The organism is Streptomyces sp. PA03-1a (genome assembly GCF_033792805.1).
Lineage (GTDB): Bacteria > Actinomycetota > Actinomycetes > Streptomycetales > Streptomycetaceae > Actinacidiphila.
The window spans coordinates 1-15,700 of the sequence record NZ_JARAVO010000224.1; the positions used below are offsets into that span (position 1 = coordinate 1).

Sequence of the window (15,700 nt, forward strand, 5' to 3'; positions counted from 1 at the left end):
AATGATGTACTTGGTCGGCGACTGTCTGTTTTTTAAAAGAGACAGCCCTTGGGCCGGGGGGACCCCCATGGGGGTCCCCCGCCACACCCCCTCCCGTCGTATGGGCGCATGACGGCCGGACGAGGTGGGGGTTGTGGGAAGTCGTTCCGCAAGGCGGAACGGGTTGGCACACCCCCACCCACCGGCGTGCACACGCCGACGAGACCGTGGGCACCGGCAGGTGCGGCGCCGTTGTGGGGTTACGCCAGCCCTCCCCCAGCTACCGCTGGGGGTGCCCCCAGCCTCCGGCGAGCGGCCGACCCGCAACCAGGTGACTGCGCCGGAAACGCCAACCGCAACCACAACGGCGCCGCACACGGAAACACGGGTCAGGCGGCGCCGCCGCTGCCGCTGCCGGCGCGGACGAGCCCCGTCTCGTACGCGAGGACGACCGCCTGCACCCGGTCCCGCAGATCCAGCTTCGTGAGGATGCGCCCGACGTGCGTCTTCACCGTCGCCTCGCTGAGCACCAGCTTCGCCGCGATCTCCCCGTTCGACAGCCCCTGGGCGACCAGCAGCAGCACCTCCCGCTCGCGGTCCGTCAGCCGGTCCACCTCCTTGTGCGTCGGCTGGCTCGTGCTCGGCAGCAGCGGCGTGAAGCGGTCGAGCAGGCGGCGCGTGGTGCTGGGGGCGACGACCGCGTCGCCGCTGTGAACGGCGCGGATCGCCGTGAGCAGCTCGTCCGGGGGCACGTCCTTGAGCATGAAGCCGCTCGCGCCGGCCTTGAGCGCGGAGAAGGCGTACTCGTCGAGGTCGAAGGTGGTCAGGATGAGCACGCGGGGCCCGCCGTCGTCGGGGGTGCGGTCGGGGGCGCCGCAGATCTGGCGGGTGGCCTCGACGCCGTCCAGGCGGGGCATGCGGACGTCCATGAGGACCACGTCCACCGGGGTGGTGCGCAGGGTCGCGACGGCTTCCGCGCCGTCCCCGGCCTCGGCGACGACCTCCATGTCGGGCTGGGCCTGCAGCACCATGCGGAAGCCGGTGCGCAGCAGCACCTGGTCGTCGACGAGCATCACGCGGATCGCCATGGGTCCGGTCCTCTTTCCCTCTTGTGTCGTCTTCGCTTCCCGCTAGCGGGAAGCCTTCACCGGGAGCACCGCGCTGATCCGGAAGCCTCCGCCGGGGCGCGGCCCGGCGTCCAGGGTGCCGCTGACCATGCCGACGCGTTCGCGCATGCCGATGAGGCCCTGGCCCTGGCCGTCCTCGCCGCCGCCTTCGTAGAGCTCCTGCTGGGCGCCGCGGCCGTCGTCCTCGATGAGGAGGCTGAGGTCGCCGTCGCCGAAGGTGAGCCGGACCTTGGCGCGCGCCTCGGGCCCGCCGTGCTTGCGGGTGTTGGTGAGCGCCTCCTGCACGATGCGGTACGCGGTGAGCTCGACGCCGCTGGCGAGCGGCCGGGACTCCCCCTCGACCTCGAAGGCGACCGGCAGGCCGGCGCCCCGGACCTGCTCTATGAGGTCGGTCAGCTGGTCGACGCCGGGCTGCGGCACGTACTCGCCGCCCCCGTCGTCGCCGGCGCGCAGCACCCCGAGCAGGCGGCGCATCTCGGTGAGCGCCTGGCGGCCGGTCGTGGAGATGGTCTCCAGGGCCTGCTTGGCCTGCTCCGGGGAGGCGTCCAGCACATAGGCCGCGCCGTCGGCCTGGACGACCATGACGGAGACGTTGTGGGCGACGACGTCGTGCAGTTCGCGCGCGATCCGGGCGCGTTCGGCGGCGACCGCGGCCTTGGACTGGGCCTCGCGTTCGCGCTGCAGGCGGGCGGCGCGTTCCTCCAGCTCGGCGTAGTAGGCGCGGCGGGTGCGGAGGCTGTCGCCGATCACCCAGGCGAGCAGGAAGGGGACGGCGAGGAAGACGGCGGAGACGGCGTCGGCCCATTGGCCTTCGGTCTCGTTGGGCCAGCGCAGCGTGGAGATGGTGGAGGCGACCAGGCCGCCGGCGAGGGCGAGCCGGGACGCCCAGCGGGCGCCGTTGGCCGCGACGGTGTAGATGATCACCAGCATGGCGAAGTCGCCGGGGTTGACCTGGACGTCCAGCAGCAGCTGGAGCGCCCCGACGAGGACGGCGAGCAGCAGCATCTTCTCCGGCATGCGGCGGCGCAGCGCGACCACGGCGGACAGCGCGAGCGCCAGCGGCACGGCGGCGACCCGGGAGTGCGCGTGCAGCTCGTCGGCGACGATCCACAGGGAGGAGAACCCGAGCAGGACGAGGGCCCAGAAGCCGTCGACCCAGGTCGGGTGCCTGCGGAGGAAATCGTAGAGACGCTGCACGTAACCCAGCGTAGGCATCCCGGATGCGTGCGGGAGTCAACCGGAGGAGCGATCCGGGGTACTCCCCAGGGTGGACGCGCGCCCTCCGCCGAGGATGAGGCCACCGGGCCGCCAGGGGTGCGTCCCCCGTGCGGTCAGCCCGCGGCGCGGCGGTGGCTGCGGGTGCCGTTGCGGGAGCGCTTCTCGATGTACATGCGCTGGTCCGCGGATTGCAGCACCTCGTCCGCGGTCATGCCGCAGCCGGCCCAGCCGATGCCGAAGCTCGCCCCGACCCGGACCGCGCGGCCCTCGAAGCGGATCGGCGGGATGATCGCGTTGCGCAGGCGGACGGCGAGGTCCTCGGCGTCCTCCCGGCCGAGGCCGTCGGCGAGGACGACGAACTCGTCGCCGCCCAGCCGGGCCACGGTGTCGCCGTCCCGTACCGCGCTGGTGAGGCGGCGGGCGACCTCGATGAGCACGGCGTCGCCGGTGTGGTGGCCGAAGCGGTCGTTGATCGACTTGAAGCCGTCCAGGTCGCAGAAGAGCACGGCCAGGCCCTTGCCGCCGTCCGCGTCGTCGGAGGGCGCGACGGTGTGGGTGTGGTGGTCGAAGCCGGACAGCCGGGCGGCGCTTTCGATCGGGTCGTAGTCGTAGGTGTAGGCGAACTCGTCGGTGCCCGCGTGGGCGGCGGTGTGTCCGTCGGCGTCCGGGGCCTGCGGACGGGCGCAGATCTTGCCGGACAGCCGGGCGCGCAGTTCGGCGCTGTTGGGCAGGCCGGTGAGCGAGTCGTGGCTGGCGCGGTGGGCGAGGGCGATCTCGCGGCCCTTGCGCTCCTCGATGTCCTCGACGTGGGTGAGCAGGAAGCGCGGCCCGTCGGCGGTGTCGGCGACGACGGAGTTGCGCAGGTTGACCCACACGTAACTGCCGTCGCGGCGCTGCAGCCGCAGTTCGGCGCGGCCGCCCTCGGCGCTGGTACGCAGCAGGACGCCGACGTCCTCGGGGTGGACGAGGTCGGAGAAGGAGTGGCGGCGCAGCACCGCGGCCGGGCGGCCGAGCAGCCGGCACAGCGCGTCGTTGGTGCGGACCAGCTTGCCGTGCTGGTCTCCGCCCATCTCGGCGATGGCCATGCCGCTGGGCGCGTACTCGAAGGCCTGCCGGAAGCTCTCCTCGCTGGCCCGCAGCGCCTGCTGCTCGCGCTCCAGACGGACCAGGGCGCGTTGCATGTTTGCACGTAGACGCGCGTTGCTGATGGCGATGGCGGACTGGAAGGCGTACATCTGCAACGCCTCGCGGCCCCAGGGGCCGGGCCGGCGGCCGCCCACGGGACGGTCGACGGAGATGACGCCGATCAGTTCGCCCCCGCCGGCCGGGTTGGCGTACATGGGGGCGAGGAGGCGGTCCTCGGGGTGCCACTCGTCGGGGAAGCGGGGCGGCGGGCCGTCGCCGGGCCAGCTGGGGACGTCGTCGCCGTCCAGGACCCAGCCCTCGTGGTGGGGTATGAAGCGCAGGGTGCCCCAGCGCTCCCCCATGGTGAGCCGGCGCTCCCAGGAGGCGCGCGAGCCGACCCGGCCGGCCATCAGGGCCTCCGCGGCGGCGCTCCCTGCGACGGCGGCGACCACCAGGTCACCGTCCGGGCGGACGAGGTTGACCACGGCCAGTTCGAAGCCGAGGCCCTTGACGACGCCGTCGGCCACGGCCTGCAGGGTGTCGGCGAGGCTGCGCGCGCAGTTGAGGTCGGCCACGACCTGGTGCACCTGGCGCAGGGTCGCGAGACGGACATACGGCTCCGACTCGGTGTCCATGCGCTCTCCCCGGGCCCTCGACGACAACTCCTGAGACTGCTTGTGGTCCGTTGTGGTCCAATTCCCACCGCAACTGAATCACAGCGAGCAGTTCGACCGGTACACAGGGTCAACAATTCATGCCCCTTGTGACTCAAGTCACATCCGATTGTCGTGTTCCGATCACGCAGCGTAGAGCAGGCCGGTGTTCCGCCTTCACCCATTGAACACAATCGAGCAGGTGAGCGGGGGTCGTACGACCGGAAGCGGGCGTGGCCGGGAGGTCCTAGGACCTGGCTCGATCCGAAGTCCGATGCGGGTGGTGCGGCAGTCCGGCTAGCGTCGGGGCGTGTCACAGTCAATCACCTCCGCGCCCCGCATCCCGCATCCTGGGACCGTGCCCGACGGTTCCGAGCCACCCCTGACGGGCGTGGACAGCGATGCCTTCCGCGCCGCCATGAGCCGCCTCGCCGCGGGGGTGGTCCTGGTGACCGCCCACGACCCCGAGGACGGCCCGCGGGGCGAGGACGTCGGCATGACCGCGACCGCCTTCGTCTCGGTCTCCCTGGAGCCGCCCATGGTGCTCGTGAGCCTGCGCGAGGGGTCCCGCATGGACGAACTGCTGGAGCGCCGGCGGCGCTGGGCGGTGTCCGTGCTGAGCGAGAGCCAGCGGCACATCGCCGGCCGCTTCGCCATGCGCGGCCGCATCAGCGACCGGCTGCTCTTCGAGGACGTCGCCTACTACCGCGGCGAGGTCTCGGGGGCTCCGATACTCGGCGGCGGCCTGGCCGTGCTGGAGTGCGAGACCGAGCAGCGCGTCCCGGCGGGTGACCACACCCTGGTGATCGCCCGCGTGCTGACCGCGCGCACCCCCAGCGCCGACGGCGCGCCCCTGATGTACTTCAAGGGCCGCTACCGGCACCTCGGCTGAGGGGCCCGGCCGGGCCGGGCACGGAGGACGCCGCCAGGGCTCAGGACCAGCCCCGCGGGTCCCGGCCGCGCTTGGTGTCGCCGCGGCGCTTCTTCTCCCGCAGCCGCCGCTCGTTGATGCCGCGCGGGATCTTCGTGGGCCTGCGCACCTTCGGCGGCGGCGCCGTCGCCTCGGCGAGCAGCGCCGCCAGGCGCGTCATCGCCGCCTCCCGGTTGCGCCACTGCGAGCGGTGCTCGGAGGCCCGTACGACCAGGACGCCGCCCACCAGGCGGGAGGCGAGCCGCTCCAGGGCACGCTTCTTCCACACCGGGGGCAGCGACTCGGAATTGGCGAGATCGAATCGCAGCTCGACCTGGCTGTCGGAGGTGTTCACGTGCTGGCCGCCCGGTCCGGACGACCGGGAGAAACGCCACATCAGCTCGGCCTCCGGAAGGGAGACCGAGCCGCGGACGACGAGAGGGGGCGGCCCGGACATGTCCCCCATGATCCCGCCGACGGCCGCCGGAGTCACAGGATTTTCCGGGACATGGCCCGGGAGGCGTTTTTCGCCGTAAAGGAACCATGCCGGCCTCTCACGACGTTCCCCCCTGTGAAGGTAGCGTCGTCGTCGGCACGAATGACCGACATCACGGAGGGGACTCCCATGGCTGTAAGCCTGTCGAAGGGCGGCAACGTCTCGCTCACCAAGGAAGCACCGGGCCTGGCGGCCATCACGGTGGGCCTTGGCTGGGACGTGCGCACCACCACCGGCACCGACTTCGACCTCGACGCGAGCGCCATCGCGCTCAACCCGAGCGGCAAGGTCTACGCGGACGCCTACTTCGTCTTCTTCAACAACAAGCAGACGCCGGACCAGAGCATCGTCCACACCGGCGACAACCGCACCGGCGAGGGCGCGGGCGACGACGAGGCGATCAACGTCAACCTGGCGGGGCTGCCCGCCGACATCGAGCGCATCGTCTTCCCCGTCTCGATCTACGACGCCGAGACCCGCAGCCAGAACTTCGGCCAGGTCCGCAACGCCTACATCCGCATCGTCAACCAGGCCGGCGGCGCCGAGATCGCCCGCTACGACCTCAGCGAGGACGCCGCCACCGAGACCGCCATGGTCTTCGGCGAGCTCTACCGCAACGGTGCCGAGTGGAAGTTCCGCGCGGTCGGCCAGGGCTACGCCTCCGGCCTCGCCGGCATCGCCACCGACTTCGGCGTCGGCCTCTGACACCCGTCGGGTCCCACGAGCCTCACTTAATGCGGCGCCCGGTGCCCCGCACGCGACTAGCGTGCGGGGCATGCTGGTCCTCGAACCCCTCGTACCGGTGGACGGCTCCCTCCCGCCCGGCGTCCTCGCCGGGCTGACGGAGCTGTACGCCTCCAACCCCGCCTTCCACCGCGCCACCGGTGACTTCCCCGACCCCGGGTCCGTCACGGCGGAACAGGTCGCGAGCAGTGTCAACGCCGAACTGACCCACCCCGCCACGGAAGTGCTGCTCGCCCACGACGCCGCCGACGGGAGCCTGGCAGGCCTCGCCGTCACCCTTGCCGAACACCCGGATCCTCTCGACCCCTACCCCTGGATCGGCCTGCTGATGGTGCACGGCGGCCGGCACCGCTCGGGCCTGGGACGCGAACTCGCCGGGCTGGTCGAGGAACGGCTGCGCGCGCGAGGACGGGACGGCGTGCGCCTGGCGGTGCTCGACGGCAACCCCGGCGCGCTGGCGTTCTGGCGGACGCTCGGCTACCGGGTGATCGACCACCGCGAGGACCGGCAGATGGGCCGCCCCTGCTCCGTCCTCCACAAGGACCTGCCGCCGGGGCCGCCGCGTACCATCGGCGGGTGATCGACCTCGGCTACTCGCTCTCCCGCCGCTTCCCCGACCCCCCGCAGACCGACTACCGCACCGCCGACGTACGGGCGCTGCGCCACGACCTGTTCTGCGGGGACGTCTACCTGGCGGACGTGACGGCCGACCGCGAACTGTCCACAGCCTGGGGATGGGTGCCGGTCCTCGACTTCGCGTGGGCGCTGTGCGACATCGTCGAGCAGCTGGACCGCGACCCGCTCGGCAGCCGCGCGGCGCGCCCCCAGTACGCCGAGCTGGACTTCACCGAGTCCACCGACCGGCTCCGCTTCCAACGCCGCTTCGGCTTCGTCGACGTCGGCGCCGACTGGGCGCCGGACGACCGGCCGCTCTCCTTCCCCCACGCCGAGCTGCGCAGCGAGGCCCGCGACTTCCTGCACGACCTGGTCGCCGACCTGACGGACATGCACGACGGTCTGGACGCCAACCCCGTGATCTGGGACCTGACGGCGCGTTTCCCTCGCCTGTAGCCCGAACGGCGCAATCCCGGATGCGGGACCCGTTCGGCCGCCGTCCACTTGGGGCATGGACGACTACCCTCTGCTGAACCTCTTCTGGACGATGCTCCTGATCTTCTGCTGGGTGCTGTGGTTCTTCCTGCTCTTCAGGATCATCGGTGACCTCTTCCGCGACCACACGGTCGGCGGCTGGGCCAAGGCCGGCTGGATCATCCTGCTGATCTTCCTGCCCTTCATCGGCGTGCTGATCTACGTCATCGCCCGGGGCAAGGGCATGGCCGAGCGGGACCAGAAGCAGGCGAAGGAAATGGACGCGGCCTTCAAGCAGTACGTGCGGCAGGCCGCCGCGGGCGAGGACGGAACGGCGGGCGGCAACGTCGACCAGCTGTCCAAGCTCGCCGAGCTCAAGAGCCAGGGCCACATCACCGACGAGGAGTACACCAAGGCGAAGGCGAACCTCCTCGCTTGACCTCAACCGCGGTTGAGGTCGGACAGTGGGCGGTGCGGATCATCCGACCGCCCACTGTCGTCGTGTCCAGGGGGAAGCACCGTGCACGCCATCCGTCTCCACGCGTTCGGCCCGGCCGGGAACCTGAGCTACGAGAGGACCGCGGACCCGGAGCCCGGCCCGGGCCAGGTGCGCATCGCCGTCGCCGCCGCCGGCGTCCACGTGATCGACACCGCCATCCGCTCCGGCGACCCCAAGGGCCCCTACCCGCTGCCCGAGCTGCCCACGGTCCCGGGCCGCGAGGTGGCCGGCACCGTGGAGGCCGCCGGGGAGGGTGTCGGCCCCGAGTGGCTCGGCCGGCGTGTCGTGGCCCATCTGGGCATGGCGCCGGGCGGCTACGCCGAACTCGCCGTCACCGCCGTCGGGAAGCTCCACGTGCTTCCGGACGGCAAGGACGCCGCCGAGGCCGTCGCCATGATCGGCACCGGCCGCACGGCCCTGGGCATCCTGCGCCAGACACCGCTCGGCCCCGCCGACACGGTCCTGGTCACCGCGGCGGCGGGCGGGCTGGGCAGCCTGCTGGTACAGGCCGCGCGCACCGCGGGCGCCGCCGTCGTCGGGCTCGCGGGCGGGCCGGCCAAGACCACGCGCGTCCTGGAGCTGGGCGCGGACGCCGCCGTCGACTACTCCGCCGAGGGCTGGACCGACGCGGCCCGGGCGGCCCTCGGCGGGCGGCCGGGCACGGTCGTGCTCGACGCGGTCGGCGGCGACCTCGGCCGTGGGGCGGTGGACCTGCTGGGCCCGGGCGGACGGCACGTGGTCTACGGCTGGGCGTCCGGCGGCCCGCTGGAGTTCGCACCCGGCGAACTGGCCGCGCGCGGCATCACCTCCCAGGTCGTCCTCGGTCCTGCGATGCTGCGGTTCGGCCTGCGGACGCTGGAGGAGGAGGCCCTCGCCGAATGGGCGGCCGGGCGGCTCACCCCCGCCGTGCAGCGCTTCCCGCTCGCCGAGGCCGCCGCGGCGCACACGGCCCTGGAAGGCCGCGGCACGATGGGCAAGGTCGTCCTGGTCCCGTAGGGGCCGCCGGGGACTGGGATCCGCTCGCGCCACCCCTGGACGTCCCGCGCCCATCGGCACGGGCGCGGCACCGGATGCCGGATCCGATGGCGCGGCCGTGTGCCGACGCCCGGTCCCGGGCAGGGAGAAAACGTGACAACAGCGACGCACGCCCTGCACGCGGTCCCGCTGACCGGGGGCCCGGTGGAGATCCGCGGCGCGCTCGACCTGGAACGGACGAGGGCCGGGCTGCTGCCGCGGCGTCTCCCGGCGTGGACGCGGGCGCAGTACCCGGACGTCCTGATGGACGAGATGACCGCCCTGCCCTCCGGCGTACGGCTGGCGTTCCGGACCGCCGCCCGGGTGGTCGAGCTGGAACTGCTGACCTCGGTCTGGCAGCTGGCGGGGACCTCGGAGCCGCTGCCCGCGGGGGTCGTCGACCTGGTCGTCGACGGCAGGCGCACCGGCAGCGCCCCCGCGCCGCCCGGGGACGTCCTCCACAAGCCGGACCTGTTCGCCGAGTCCTCCCGGCGCGAGCTGGGGGCGCCGGGGCGGGTCCGGTTCCACGACCTGCCCCGGGGCGAGAAGGACGTCGAGCTGTGGCTGCCGCAGCAGACCCGCACCGAGCTGGTCGGGCTGTGGGCGGACGCCGAGGTGCTGCCGCCGCGCCCGAGCGGCCGGCGGCGCTGGGTCCACCACGGCAGCTCCATCAGCCACTGCGCCGCGGCGGAGTCCCCGACCGCCACCTGGCCTGCGCTCGCCGCGGCCCTGGCCGGGGCCGAGCTGCTCAACCTGGGGCTCGGCGGCAACGCGATGCTCGACCCGTACGTCGCCCGGACCATCCGGGACCTGCCGGCCGACCTGATCAGCCTCAAGCTGGGCATCAACATCGTGAACCGGGACGCTTTCCGGCTGCGCTCCTTCGGCCCGGCGGTGCACGGCTTCCTCGACACCGTCCGCGACGGGCACCCGGACACCCCGCTGCTGGTCGTGTCGCCCATCAGCTGCCCGGTCGTGGAGACCACCCCCGGCCCGACCGCGCCCGACCTGTCGGCCCCCGTCCCGCGGGTGGTGGCCATGGGTTCTGCCGCGGACGTCCCCGGCGGCGCGCTCACGCTCACCGTCATCCGCGCGGAGCTGGCCCGGATCGTGGCCGCCCGGGCCGCCTCCGGCGACCGCAACCTGCACTACCTGGACGGCCGCCGGCTCTTCGGGCCCGGCGACGTCGCCGACCTGCCCGACGACCTGCACCCCAACGCCGCGGGCTACCGGCGGATGGGCCGGCGCTTCGCGGCGCTGGCCTTCGGGCCGGGCGGGCCGTTCGCGGAGCGCCGCCGGTCCGGCCCGGGCCCGGTCAGCCGGGGGTGAGCGGGCGCAGGACGCCGTCCGGGTCGTGGCGCCGCCACAGCTCGCGCACCCGCGCGCCGGTGGCGCCCGGGTAGGCCCGGTCGAAGACGCCGGGGCCGGTGCCGCTCTCGAAGTTCACGTAACTGCCGCTGCCGAGCTCACGGACCGGCGTCCACAGGCGGTGCAGGTCGTCCGGCCCGTGCGGCGGGAAGAGGTTCCCCTGCGCCAGGACCTGCTGGGTGCGGTGGGCGTAGGCGGTGGCGTCGGCCGGGACGTCGTTGATCGCGCCCCCGAGCGAGCGCAGCTGGACGAAGGCCGGCCGGCGCCGGTCGCCCGCGGTCGCCATGACGGCGCGTGCGGCGTCCCGGGTCATCGCGGGCAGCAGCGAGTTGGTGCTCACCACGGGCTGCTGACCGGTGTTGGCGTGCTGGTGGGCGGTGGAGACCAGCGCGGTGTACGGGGCCAGCTGGGCGGTCGCCTGGAGCGGGCGGTACCGCCCCGCCACCAGGGGGCCGAGTGCCTCACGGACGCGGTCGGGGCCGTCGTCGGCCACGGCGACGGTGACGGAGAGCGCCAGGGCCGGACCGTTGGACAGGAGGTGGGCGGCGGAGGTGAGCGCGCGCGGCGCGGCGGCCATCGCGGCCGCCCACTGCGCGAGGGCGCCGCCCGCGCGGTCGGCCTCGAAGACCAGCTGGGCCACGCCGATGTCCCCCAGGTCCATCGCCTCGATCTCGAAGGCGGTCACGATCCCCACGCCCGCGCCCGCTCCCCGCACCGCCCAGAACAGGTCCGGGTGGTGGGTGGCGTCGGCGCGCAGCGCGGTCCCGTCGGCCAGGACGAGCTCGACGGCGCGGACCCGGTCGACGGTCAGCCCGTACGTACGGGCGAGCCAGCCGATGCCGCCCGCGGTGGCCAGGCCACCGGCCGCCACGTTGCCGTGGTCGCCCGAGCTGACGGCCAGCCCGTGCGCCGCGAGCGTGGACGCCACCCGGCCCCAGCGGGCGCCCGCACCGACCCGCACCAGGCGGGCCGCCCGGTCCAGGACCCGGACCTCGTCGAGCCCGGAGAGGTCGATGACGAGCCCGCCGTCGTTGGACGACCGGCCGGACAGCCCGTGGCCGCCGGAGCGCACGGCGACGGGCAGTCCCTGCGCACGGGCCGCGGCGAGGGCGGCGGCGATGTCGCCGGGCCCGCGGACGAGGACCACGGCCGCGGGGCGGGCGACGGTGGTGTAAGTGGAGCGCAGCAGCGGGTAGCGGGGGTCGCCGGGGAGCACGGTCCGCTCCGCCAGGGCGGCGGGCACCGCGAAGGCGGTGGCCGGGTCGGTGCCGGTGCCGGGGCCGGGGCCGGGGCCGGGCGTCACCGGGCCACCCGCTCGCGGACGGCCGGCACGACCTCGCCGGCGAAGACCTCCAGTTGCTGCCGGTGCGCTGTGACGGGCCAGAAGACGAAGGTGTCGAAGCGCAGCAAGGTCGCCCACTCGGCGAGGGTGTCGGCCCACCGGCCGACGTCCCCGTTGAGGCCGGGGGCACCGGAGCCGCCGATGACACCGATCACGTTGTAGATGCGGCGGACGTGCGCGGGATCGCGTCCGGCGGCGCGGGCCGCCTCGTCGACGGCGTGCTGGCGCTCGGGCACCTCCTGCGGCGGCACGTAGATGTTCAGCGGCGAGATCCAGCCGTCCGCCGCCCGGCCCGCGACCGCCAGCATCCGCGGCCGCTGCCCGCCGAGCCACAGCTCGACCCGGCGCGGCGGCACCGGGCCGGCCTGGTAGCCGGGCACCGTCAGCACGTCGCCGCGGTGCCGCACGGGCCCGCCGTCCAGCGCGGTCCGCATGATCCGCAGCGACTCCTCCGTGTACGCCACGACCTCGCGGGGCGGCATCGGCGCCGCCCCCATCGAGCCGATCGCCTCCGGTATGCCGCCGCCGCCCACGCCGAGCTGGAAGCGGCCGCCGGACGCCGCGGACAGGCTCGCGGCGGTCTTGGCCAGCATGACCGGGGGCCGCAGCCGCAGGTCCGCGACGTCGGTGAAGACGGAGATGCGCGAGGTGCGGGCCGCGACCAGGGCGGACAGCGTGAGCGCGTCGAGGTGCCCGGGCTGGTACGGGTGGTCCTGCAGGGCGAGCAGGTCCAGCCCCGCGGCGTCCGCGGCGGCGGCCAGCTCCAGCGTCTCCGGCAGACGGCCGGCGTCCGGGTCGAGGCTCAGCCCGAAGCGGAGCCGCTGTGCACGGTCGATGGTGTCCATGGCTTCAGCGTCGGGGGGCCGGGACCTTCGGCAAAGGCGAGGGTTAGCCGCTAATCTTGGGTAAGTGACTTCCCGCGAGACCACCGAGCCCGACATCGACGCCGAGGCCTGCACCGCCTTCCAGGCCGTCCTCGAACAGGTCGGCCGCCGCTGGACCGGCGCCGTCCTGCTGGCCGCCGCCCGCGGCGCCCGGCGCTTCACCGACTACCGCCGCATGGTGCCGGGCATCTCCGACCGGCTGCTCTCACAACGCCTCAAGGAGATGGAGCACCTCGGCCTCATCGGCCGCGAGGTCATCCCGAGCACCCCCGTGCAGATCCTCTACCACCCCTCCGACCGGGGCACCGAGCTCCTCGCCGCCCTCGAACCCCTCATCGCCTACGGGCTGCGCCACGCGCCCGGACCGCCCCCCGCGGCCGCCCCGGCGGACTGACCTCCCCGCCGGGGTGGACAGCGGCGCCGCGCTCGGCCAGGCTGCGTCGGCGATCATGCGCCGACAAGGGGTGGGGAGTTCGATGGAGCGCGTCCGTTTCCGGCTGACCTGGTACCAGAGGGTGATGCCGCTGGTGCCCGCCGCCGTCCTCGTCACGGCCCTGGCGATCGCCGAACCGCTGCTCTTCCCCGACTCGTCCGGCGCCGGGTTCGCGTTCCCGGCGGGCGTGTGGCTCGCGCTGCCGGCAGGTCTGCTCGGTTCCGCGCGGTTCGGTGTCACGCTCACCCCGTCGGCCGCGGTGGTGCACAACCTGCGGCGCAGGACGGTCCGTTGGGCGGACGTCCAGGGCATCTGGGTCGAGTCGAACATGGGCGTACGGCGGGTGGTGATCCGCGAGGCGGACGGCCGCCTCACCCGCCTGCGGGCGCCCGTCACCGGCTTCATGAGCCAGGACGCCGCCTTCGAGGAGAAGTTCCGGACCATCGGCGAGTGGTGGCTGCACCACCGCGGACCGGAGTGGGTCCCCCTGTCCCGGCCCTGGCCGGGCGGGTAAGCCGCCCCCACCAACCCCTGGCACCGCTCGGCCCGGGGGGCGCTCCACGCCGTCCGCTTCCGCAACGAGTAGCGCAAGCAGCGCAAAAAACAAACAGACAGACGCACTTGACCATCATCAGGCCGAAAACATCACGCATGAGCCTTGTGGAGCGGCCTGGCGGGTCCTTACTGTCGCCTCACCTCACGACGTCCGCTCCGCCTCGAACGTCCCGGGCGGTCGCGCCTTACGAGAGAAGAGCTGGGGATGACACGGAGCAGCAGGAGTGCCTGGCGAAGAGCCGTGGCGGTGGTCGCGGTGGCGGCCGGCCTCGGCGTCGGCATCGGCCCGGTCGGTGCCGCGGCCCAGGCCGGTACCGCGAAGGCGAAGGACGCGGCCCGGCCGGTCGTGACGCGGGCGGCACTGGACCCGGCGCTGGTCAAGGGCCGTGGCGCGGACCTCGGGTTCGTGGAGCAGGAGGCCGAGAACGCCGTCACGGACGGCGAGGTCATCGGCCCGGACCGGACCGCCTACACGCTCCCCGCGGAGGCGTCCGGGCGCAAGGCGGTGACCCTGCGGCGCGGCCAGTACGTGGAGTTCACGCTGCCGAGCGCCGCCAACGCGATCACCGTGCGGTACAGCGTCCCGGACGCGCCCGGCGGGGGCGGCATCACCGCGCCGCTCGACGTGACGGTCAATGGCCACGCCCGCACGACGATGACCCTGACCTCGCAGTACGCCTGGCTCTACAACCAGTACCCGTTCTCCAACGACCCGCAGGCCGGGCTGCTCCACGACGACTGGTGGATCACCGAGTGCGGCTGCGTGCCGAACGCGACCACCCCGGCGCCGGTGATCTCCAAGCCCTTCCGGCCGAACCACTTCTACGACGAGCAACGCCTCCTGCTGGGCCGGACGTACAAGGCGGGCGACAGGATCCGGCTCACCGTCCCGGCGCGCTCCGGGGCCGTCCCGACGACCGTCGACCTCCTCGACTCCCACCTGGTCGCCCCGCCCCGCGTCTCGCTCCTCGCGGCGAACGTCCTCGCCTTCGGCGCCGACCCGACCGGCCGCCGGGACTCCGCCAAGGCCCTGGACGAGGCGATCGCCTTCGCCCGCCGCGCGCACCTGAAGGTCTACGTCCCGCCGGGCACCTACCAGGTCAACCGGCACATCGTCGTGGACGACGTGACGATCGAGGGCGCCGGCAGCTGGTACACGATCATCAAGGGCAAGGAGGTCGCGCTCGGCTCTCCGGCGCCAGGGGGGTCCCCCCGGCCGGAGGCTGGGGGAGGCTCCGTGCACACCGGCGTCGGCTTCTACGGCAAGGACGCGGCGGACGGCGGCAGCCGCGACGTCCACCTGTCGGGCTTCGCGATCGAGGGCGACGTCCGCGAACGCATCGACACCGACCAGGTGAACGGCGTCGGCGGGGCGATGAGCGACTCCACCATCGAGGGCCTGTACATCCACCACACCAAGGTGGGCATGTGGTTCGACGGCCCGATGTCGAACCTGCGGATCACCGGCAACGTGATCACCGACCAGATCGCCGACGGCCTCAACTTCCACACCGGCGTGACGGATTCGATCGTCCGCAACAACTTCGTCCGCAACTCCGGCGACGACGGGCTGGCGATGTGGTCGGAGAAGACCGGCAACGCCCGCAACACCTTCGACCACAACACCGTGCAGACGCCCGTGCTCGCCAACGGCATCGCGATCTACGGCGGCACCGACACCACGGTCTCCGGCAACCTGATCGCCGACCCCATCCGCGAGGGCAGCGCCCTCCAGGTGGGCTCCCGCTTCGGCGCCCAGCCGTTCACCGGGCACCTGTGGATCACCGGCAACACCACGGTGCGGGCCGGCACGTACGAGCTGAACTGGAACATCGGCCTCGGCGCGATCTGGTTCTACGCCCTGGAGCGGAACATCGACGCCGACATCCGCGTGACCGGCGACCACTTCCTCGACAGCACCTACAACGCGATCATGCTGGTCGCCGACTGGCCGGTGAAGGACACCTACTCGATCACGAACGTGCACTTCAAGGACATCCGGGTGGACGGCACCGGCACCTCGGTCGTCAGCGCCAGGGTCGCCGGCTCGGCGTCCTTCGAGAACGTCGACGCCCGCAACGTCGGCGCGGTCGGCGTCAACAACTGCGGCTCCTTCAACTTCCCCGCCACCGGCTCCGAGTTCTCCCTGACCGACCTCGGCGGCAACGACGGCGGCGGCACCACGGGCCCCTGGCTGGGCGCGTGGGAGCTGCCCAACACCATCACCTGCGACGACCGTCCCCCGGTCGTCGCAGGTGATGGTG

16 protein-coding genes are annotated in these 15,700 nt (G+C 73.3%); 10 read left to right on the forward strand and 6 right to left on the reverse strand.

Annotated features, from left to right (window positions below; translation table 11 throughout):
- Nucleotides 1-368: 368 nt before the first annotated feature.
- The 3 genes from PV341_RS35790 to cdgB form a co-directional block, all read right to left on the reverse strand.
- Entirely contained in the window at nt 369-1,067 is a 699-nt protein-coding gene (locus PV341_RS35790; RefSeq protein WP_499513213.1) for a response regulator, read from the reverse strand.
- Nucleotides 1,068-1,109: 42 nt separating this feature from the next.
- On the reverse strand, nt 1,110-2,303 hold the full coding sequence (locus PV341_RS35795; protein WP_499513212.1) for a sensor histidine kinase: 1,194 nt from the start codon (nt 2,301-2,303) through the stop codon (nt 1,110-1,112).
- Between the two features lie 134 nt (nt 2,304-2,437).
- Nucleotides 2,438-4,084, reverse strand: a complete 1,647-nt coding sequence (cdgB, locus tag PV341_RS35800) for a diguanylate cyclase CdgB (RefSeq protein ID WP_500330202.1) — start codon at nt 4,082-4,084, stop codon at nt 2,438-2,440.
- A 436-nt stretch (nt 4,085-4,520) separates the two neighbouring features.
- Between cdgB and PV341_RS35805 the strand changes: the two genes are divergently transcribed.
- Nucleotides 4,521-4,994, forward strand: a complete 474-nt coding sequence (locus tag PV341_RS35805; RefSeq protein ID WP_500330254.1) for a flavin reductase family protein — start codon at nt 4,521-4,523, stop codon at nt 4,992-4,994.
- Between the two features lie 40 nt (nt 4,995-5,034).
- Here the strand turns inward: PV341_RS35805 and arfB are convergent, their stop codons facing one another.
- Nucleotides 5,035-5,478 carry an alternative ribosome rescue aminoacyl-tRNA hydrolase ArfB gene (gene arfB, locus PV341_RS35810; RefSeq protein WP_500330255.1) on the reverse strand — a complete coding sequence of 148 codons (444 nt, stop codon included), beginning with the start codon at nt 5,476-5,478 and terminating at the stop codon, nt 5,035-5,037.
- Between the two features lie 159 nt (nt 5,479-5,637).
- Between arfB and PV341_RS35815 the strand changes: the two genes are divergently transcribed.
- The 6 genes from PV341_RS35815 to PV341_RS35840 all read left to right on the forward strand — a co-directional run bounded on the left by PV341_RS35815 (nt 5,638) and on the right by PV341_RS35840 (nt 10,183).
- On the forward strand, nt 5,638-6,213 hold the full coding sequence (locus PV341_RS35815) for a TerD family protein (RefSeq protein ID WP_499513210.1): 576 nt from the start codon (nt 5,638-5,640) through the stop codon (nt 6,211-6,213).
- Nucleotides 6,214-6,283: 70 nt separating this feature from the next.
- Nucleotides 6,284-6,832 carry a GNAT family N-acetyltransferase gene (locus PV341_RS35820; RefSeq protein ID WP_500330203.1) on the forward strand — a complete coding sequence of 183 codons (549 nt, stop codon included), beginning with the start codon at nt 6,284-6,286 and terminating at the stop codon, nt 6,830-6,832.
- A complete protein-coding gene (locus tag PV341_RS35825; RefSeq protein WP_500330204.1) occupies nt 6,829-7,323 on the forward strand; it encodes a hypothetical protein in 495 nt (164 codons plus the stop codon). The genes PV341_RS35820 and PV341_RS35825 overlap by 4 nt, the downstream gene beginning before the upstream one ends.
- A 55-nt stretch (nt 7,324-7,378) precedes the next feature.
- Entirely contained in the window at nt 7,379-7,780 is a 402-nt protein-coding gene (locus PV341_RS35830; RefSeq protein ID WP_500359998.1) for an SHOCT domain-containing protein, read from the forward strand.
- Between the two features lie 81 nt (nt 7,781-7,861).
- Nucleotides 7,862-8,836, forward strand: a complete 975-nt coding sequence (locus tag PV341_RS35835; RefSeq protein WP_500330207.1) for a zinc-binding dehydrogenase — start codon at nt 7,862-7,864, stop codon at nt 8,834-8,836.
- A gap of 132 nt (nt 8,837-8,968) precedes the next feature.
- Nucleotides 8,969-10,183: a GDSL-type esterase/lipase family protein gene (locus PV341_RS35840; RefSeq protein ID WP_500359999.1), complete on the forward strand. Its 1,215-nt coding sequence runs from the start codon at nt 8,969-8,971 to the stop codon at nt 10,181-10,183.
- Here the strand turns inward: PV341_RS35840 and PV341_RS35845 are convergent.
- Together PV341_RS35845 and PV341_RS35850 are read right to left on the reverse strand one after the other, a co-directional pair.
- Nucleotides 10,170-11,525 (reverse strand): FAD-binding oxidoreductase, encoded by a 1,356-nt coding sequence (locus tag PV341_RS35845; protein WP_500360000.1) that lies wholly within the window; start codon nt 11,523-11,525, stop codon nt 10,170-10,172. The genes PV341_RS35840 and PV341_RS35845 overlap by 14 nt on opposite strands.
- Nucleotides 11,522-12,409, reverse strand: a complete 888-nt coding sequence (locus PV341_RS35850) for an LLM class flavin-dependent oxidoreductase (RefSeq protein WP_500360001.1) — start codon at nt 12,407-12,409, stop codon at nt 11,522-11,524. The genes PV341_RS35845 and PV341_RS35850 overlap by 4 nt, the downstream gene beginning before the upstream one ends.
- 64 nt (nt 12,410-12,473) lie before the next feature.
- Here PV341_RS35850 and PV341_RS35855 point away from each other — a divergent pair, with 64 nt between their 5' ends.
- The 3 genes from PV341_RS35855 to PV341_RS35865 form a co-directional block, all read left to right on the forward strand.
- A complete protein-coding gene (locus tag PV341_RS35855) occupies nt 12,474-12,842 on the forward strand; it encodes a winged helix-turn-helix transcriptional regulator (RefSeq protein WP_500360002.1) in 369 nt (122 codons plus the stop codon).
- An 82-nt stretch (nt 12,843-12,924) separates the two neighbouring features.
- Complete coding sequence (locus PV341_RS35860; protein WP_500330214.1) at nt 12,925-13,395, forward strand: hypothetical protein; 471 nt, start codon at nt 12,925-12,927, stop codon at nt 13,393-13,395.
- A gap of 246 nt (nt 13,396-13,641) precedes the next feature.
- Nucleotides 13,642-15,700, forward strand: a 2,059-nt coding sequence (locus tag PV341_RS35865) for a glycosyl hydrolase family 28-related protein (RefSeq protein WP_500360003.1), incomplete at its 3' end; no start/stop codon positions are given.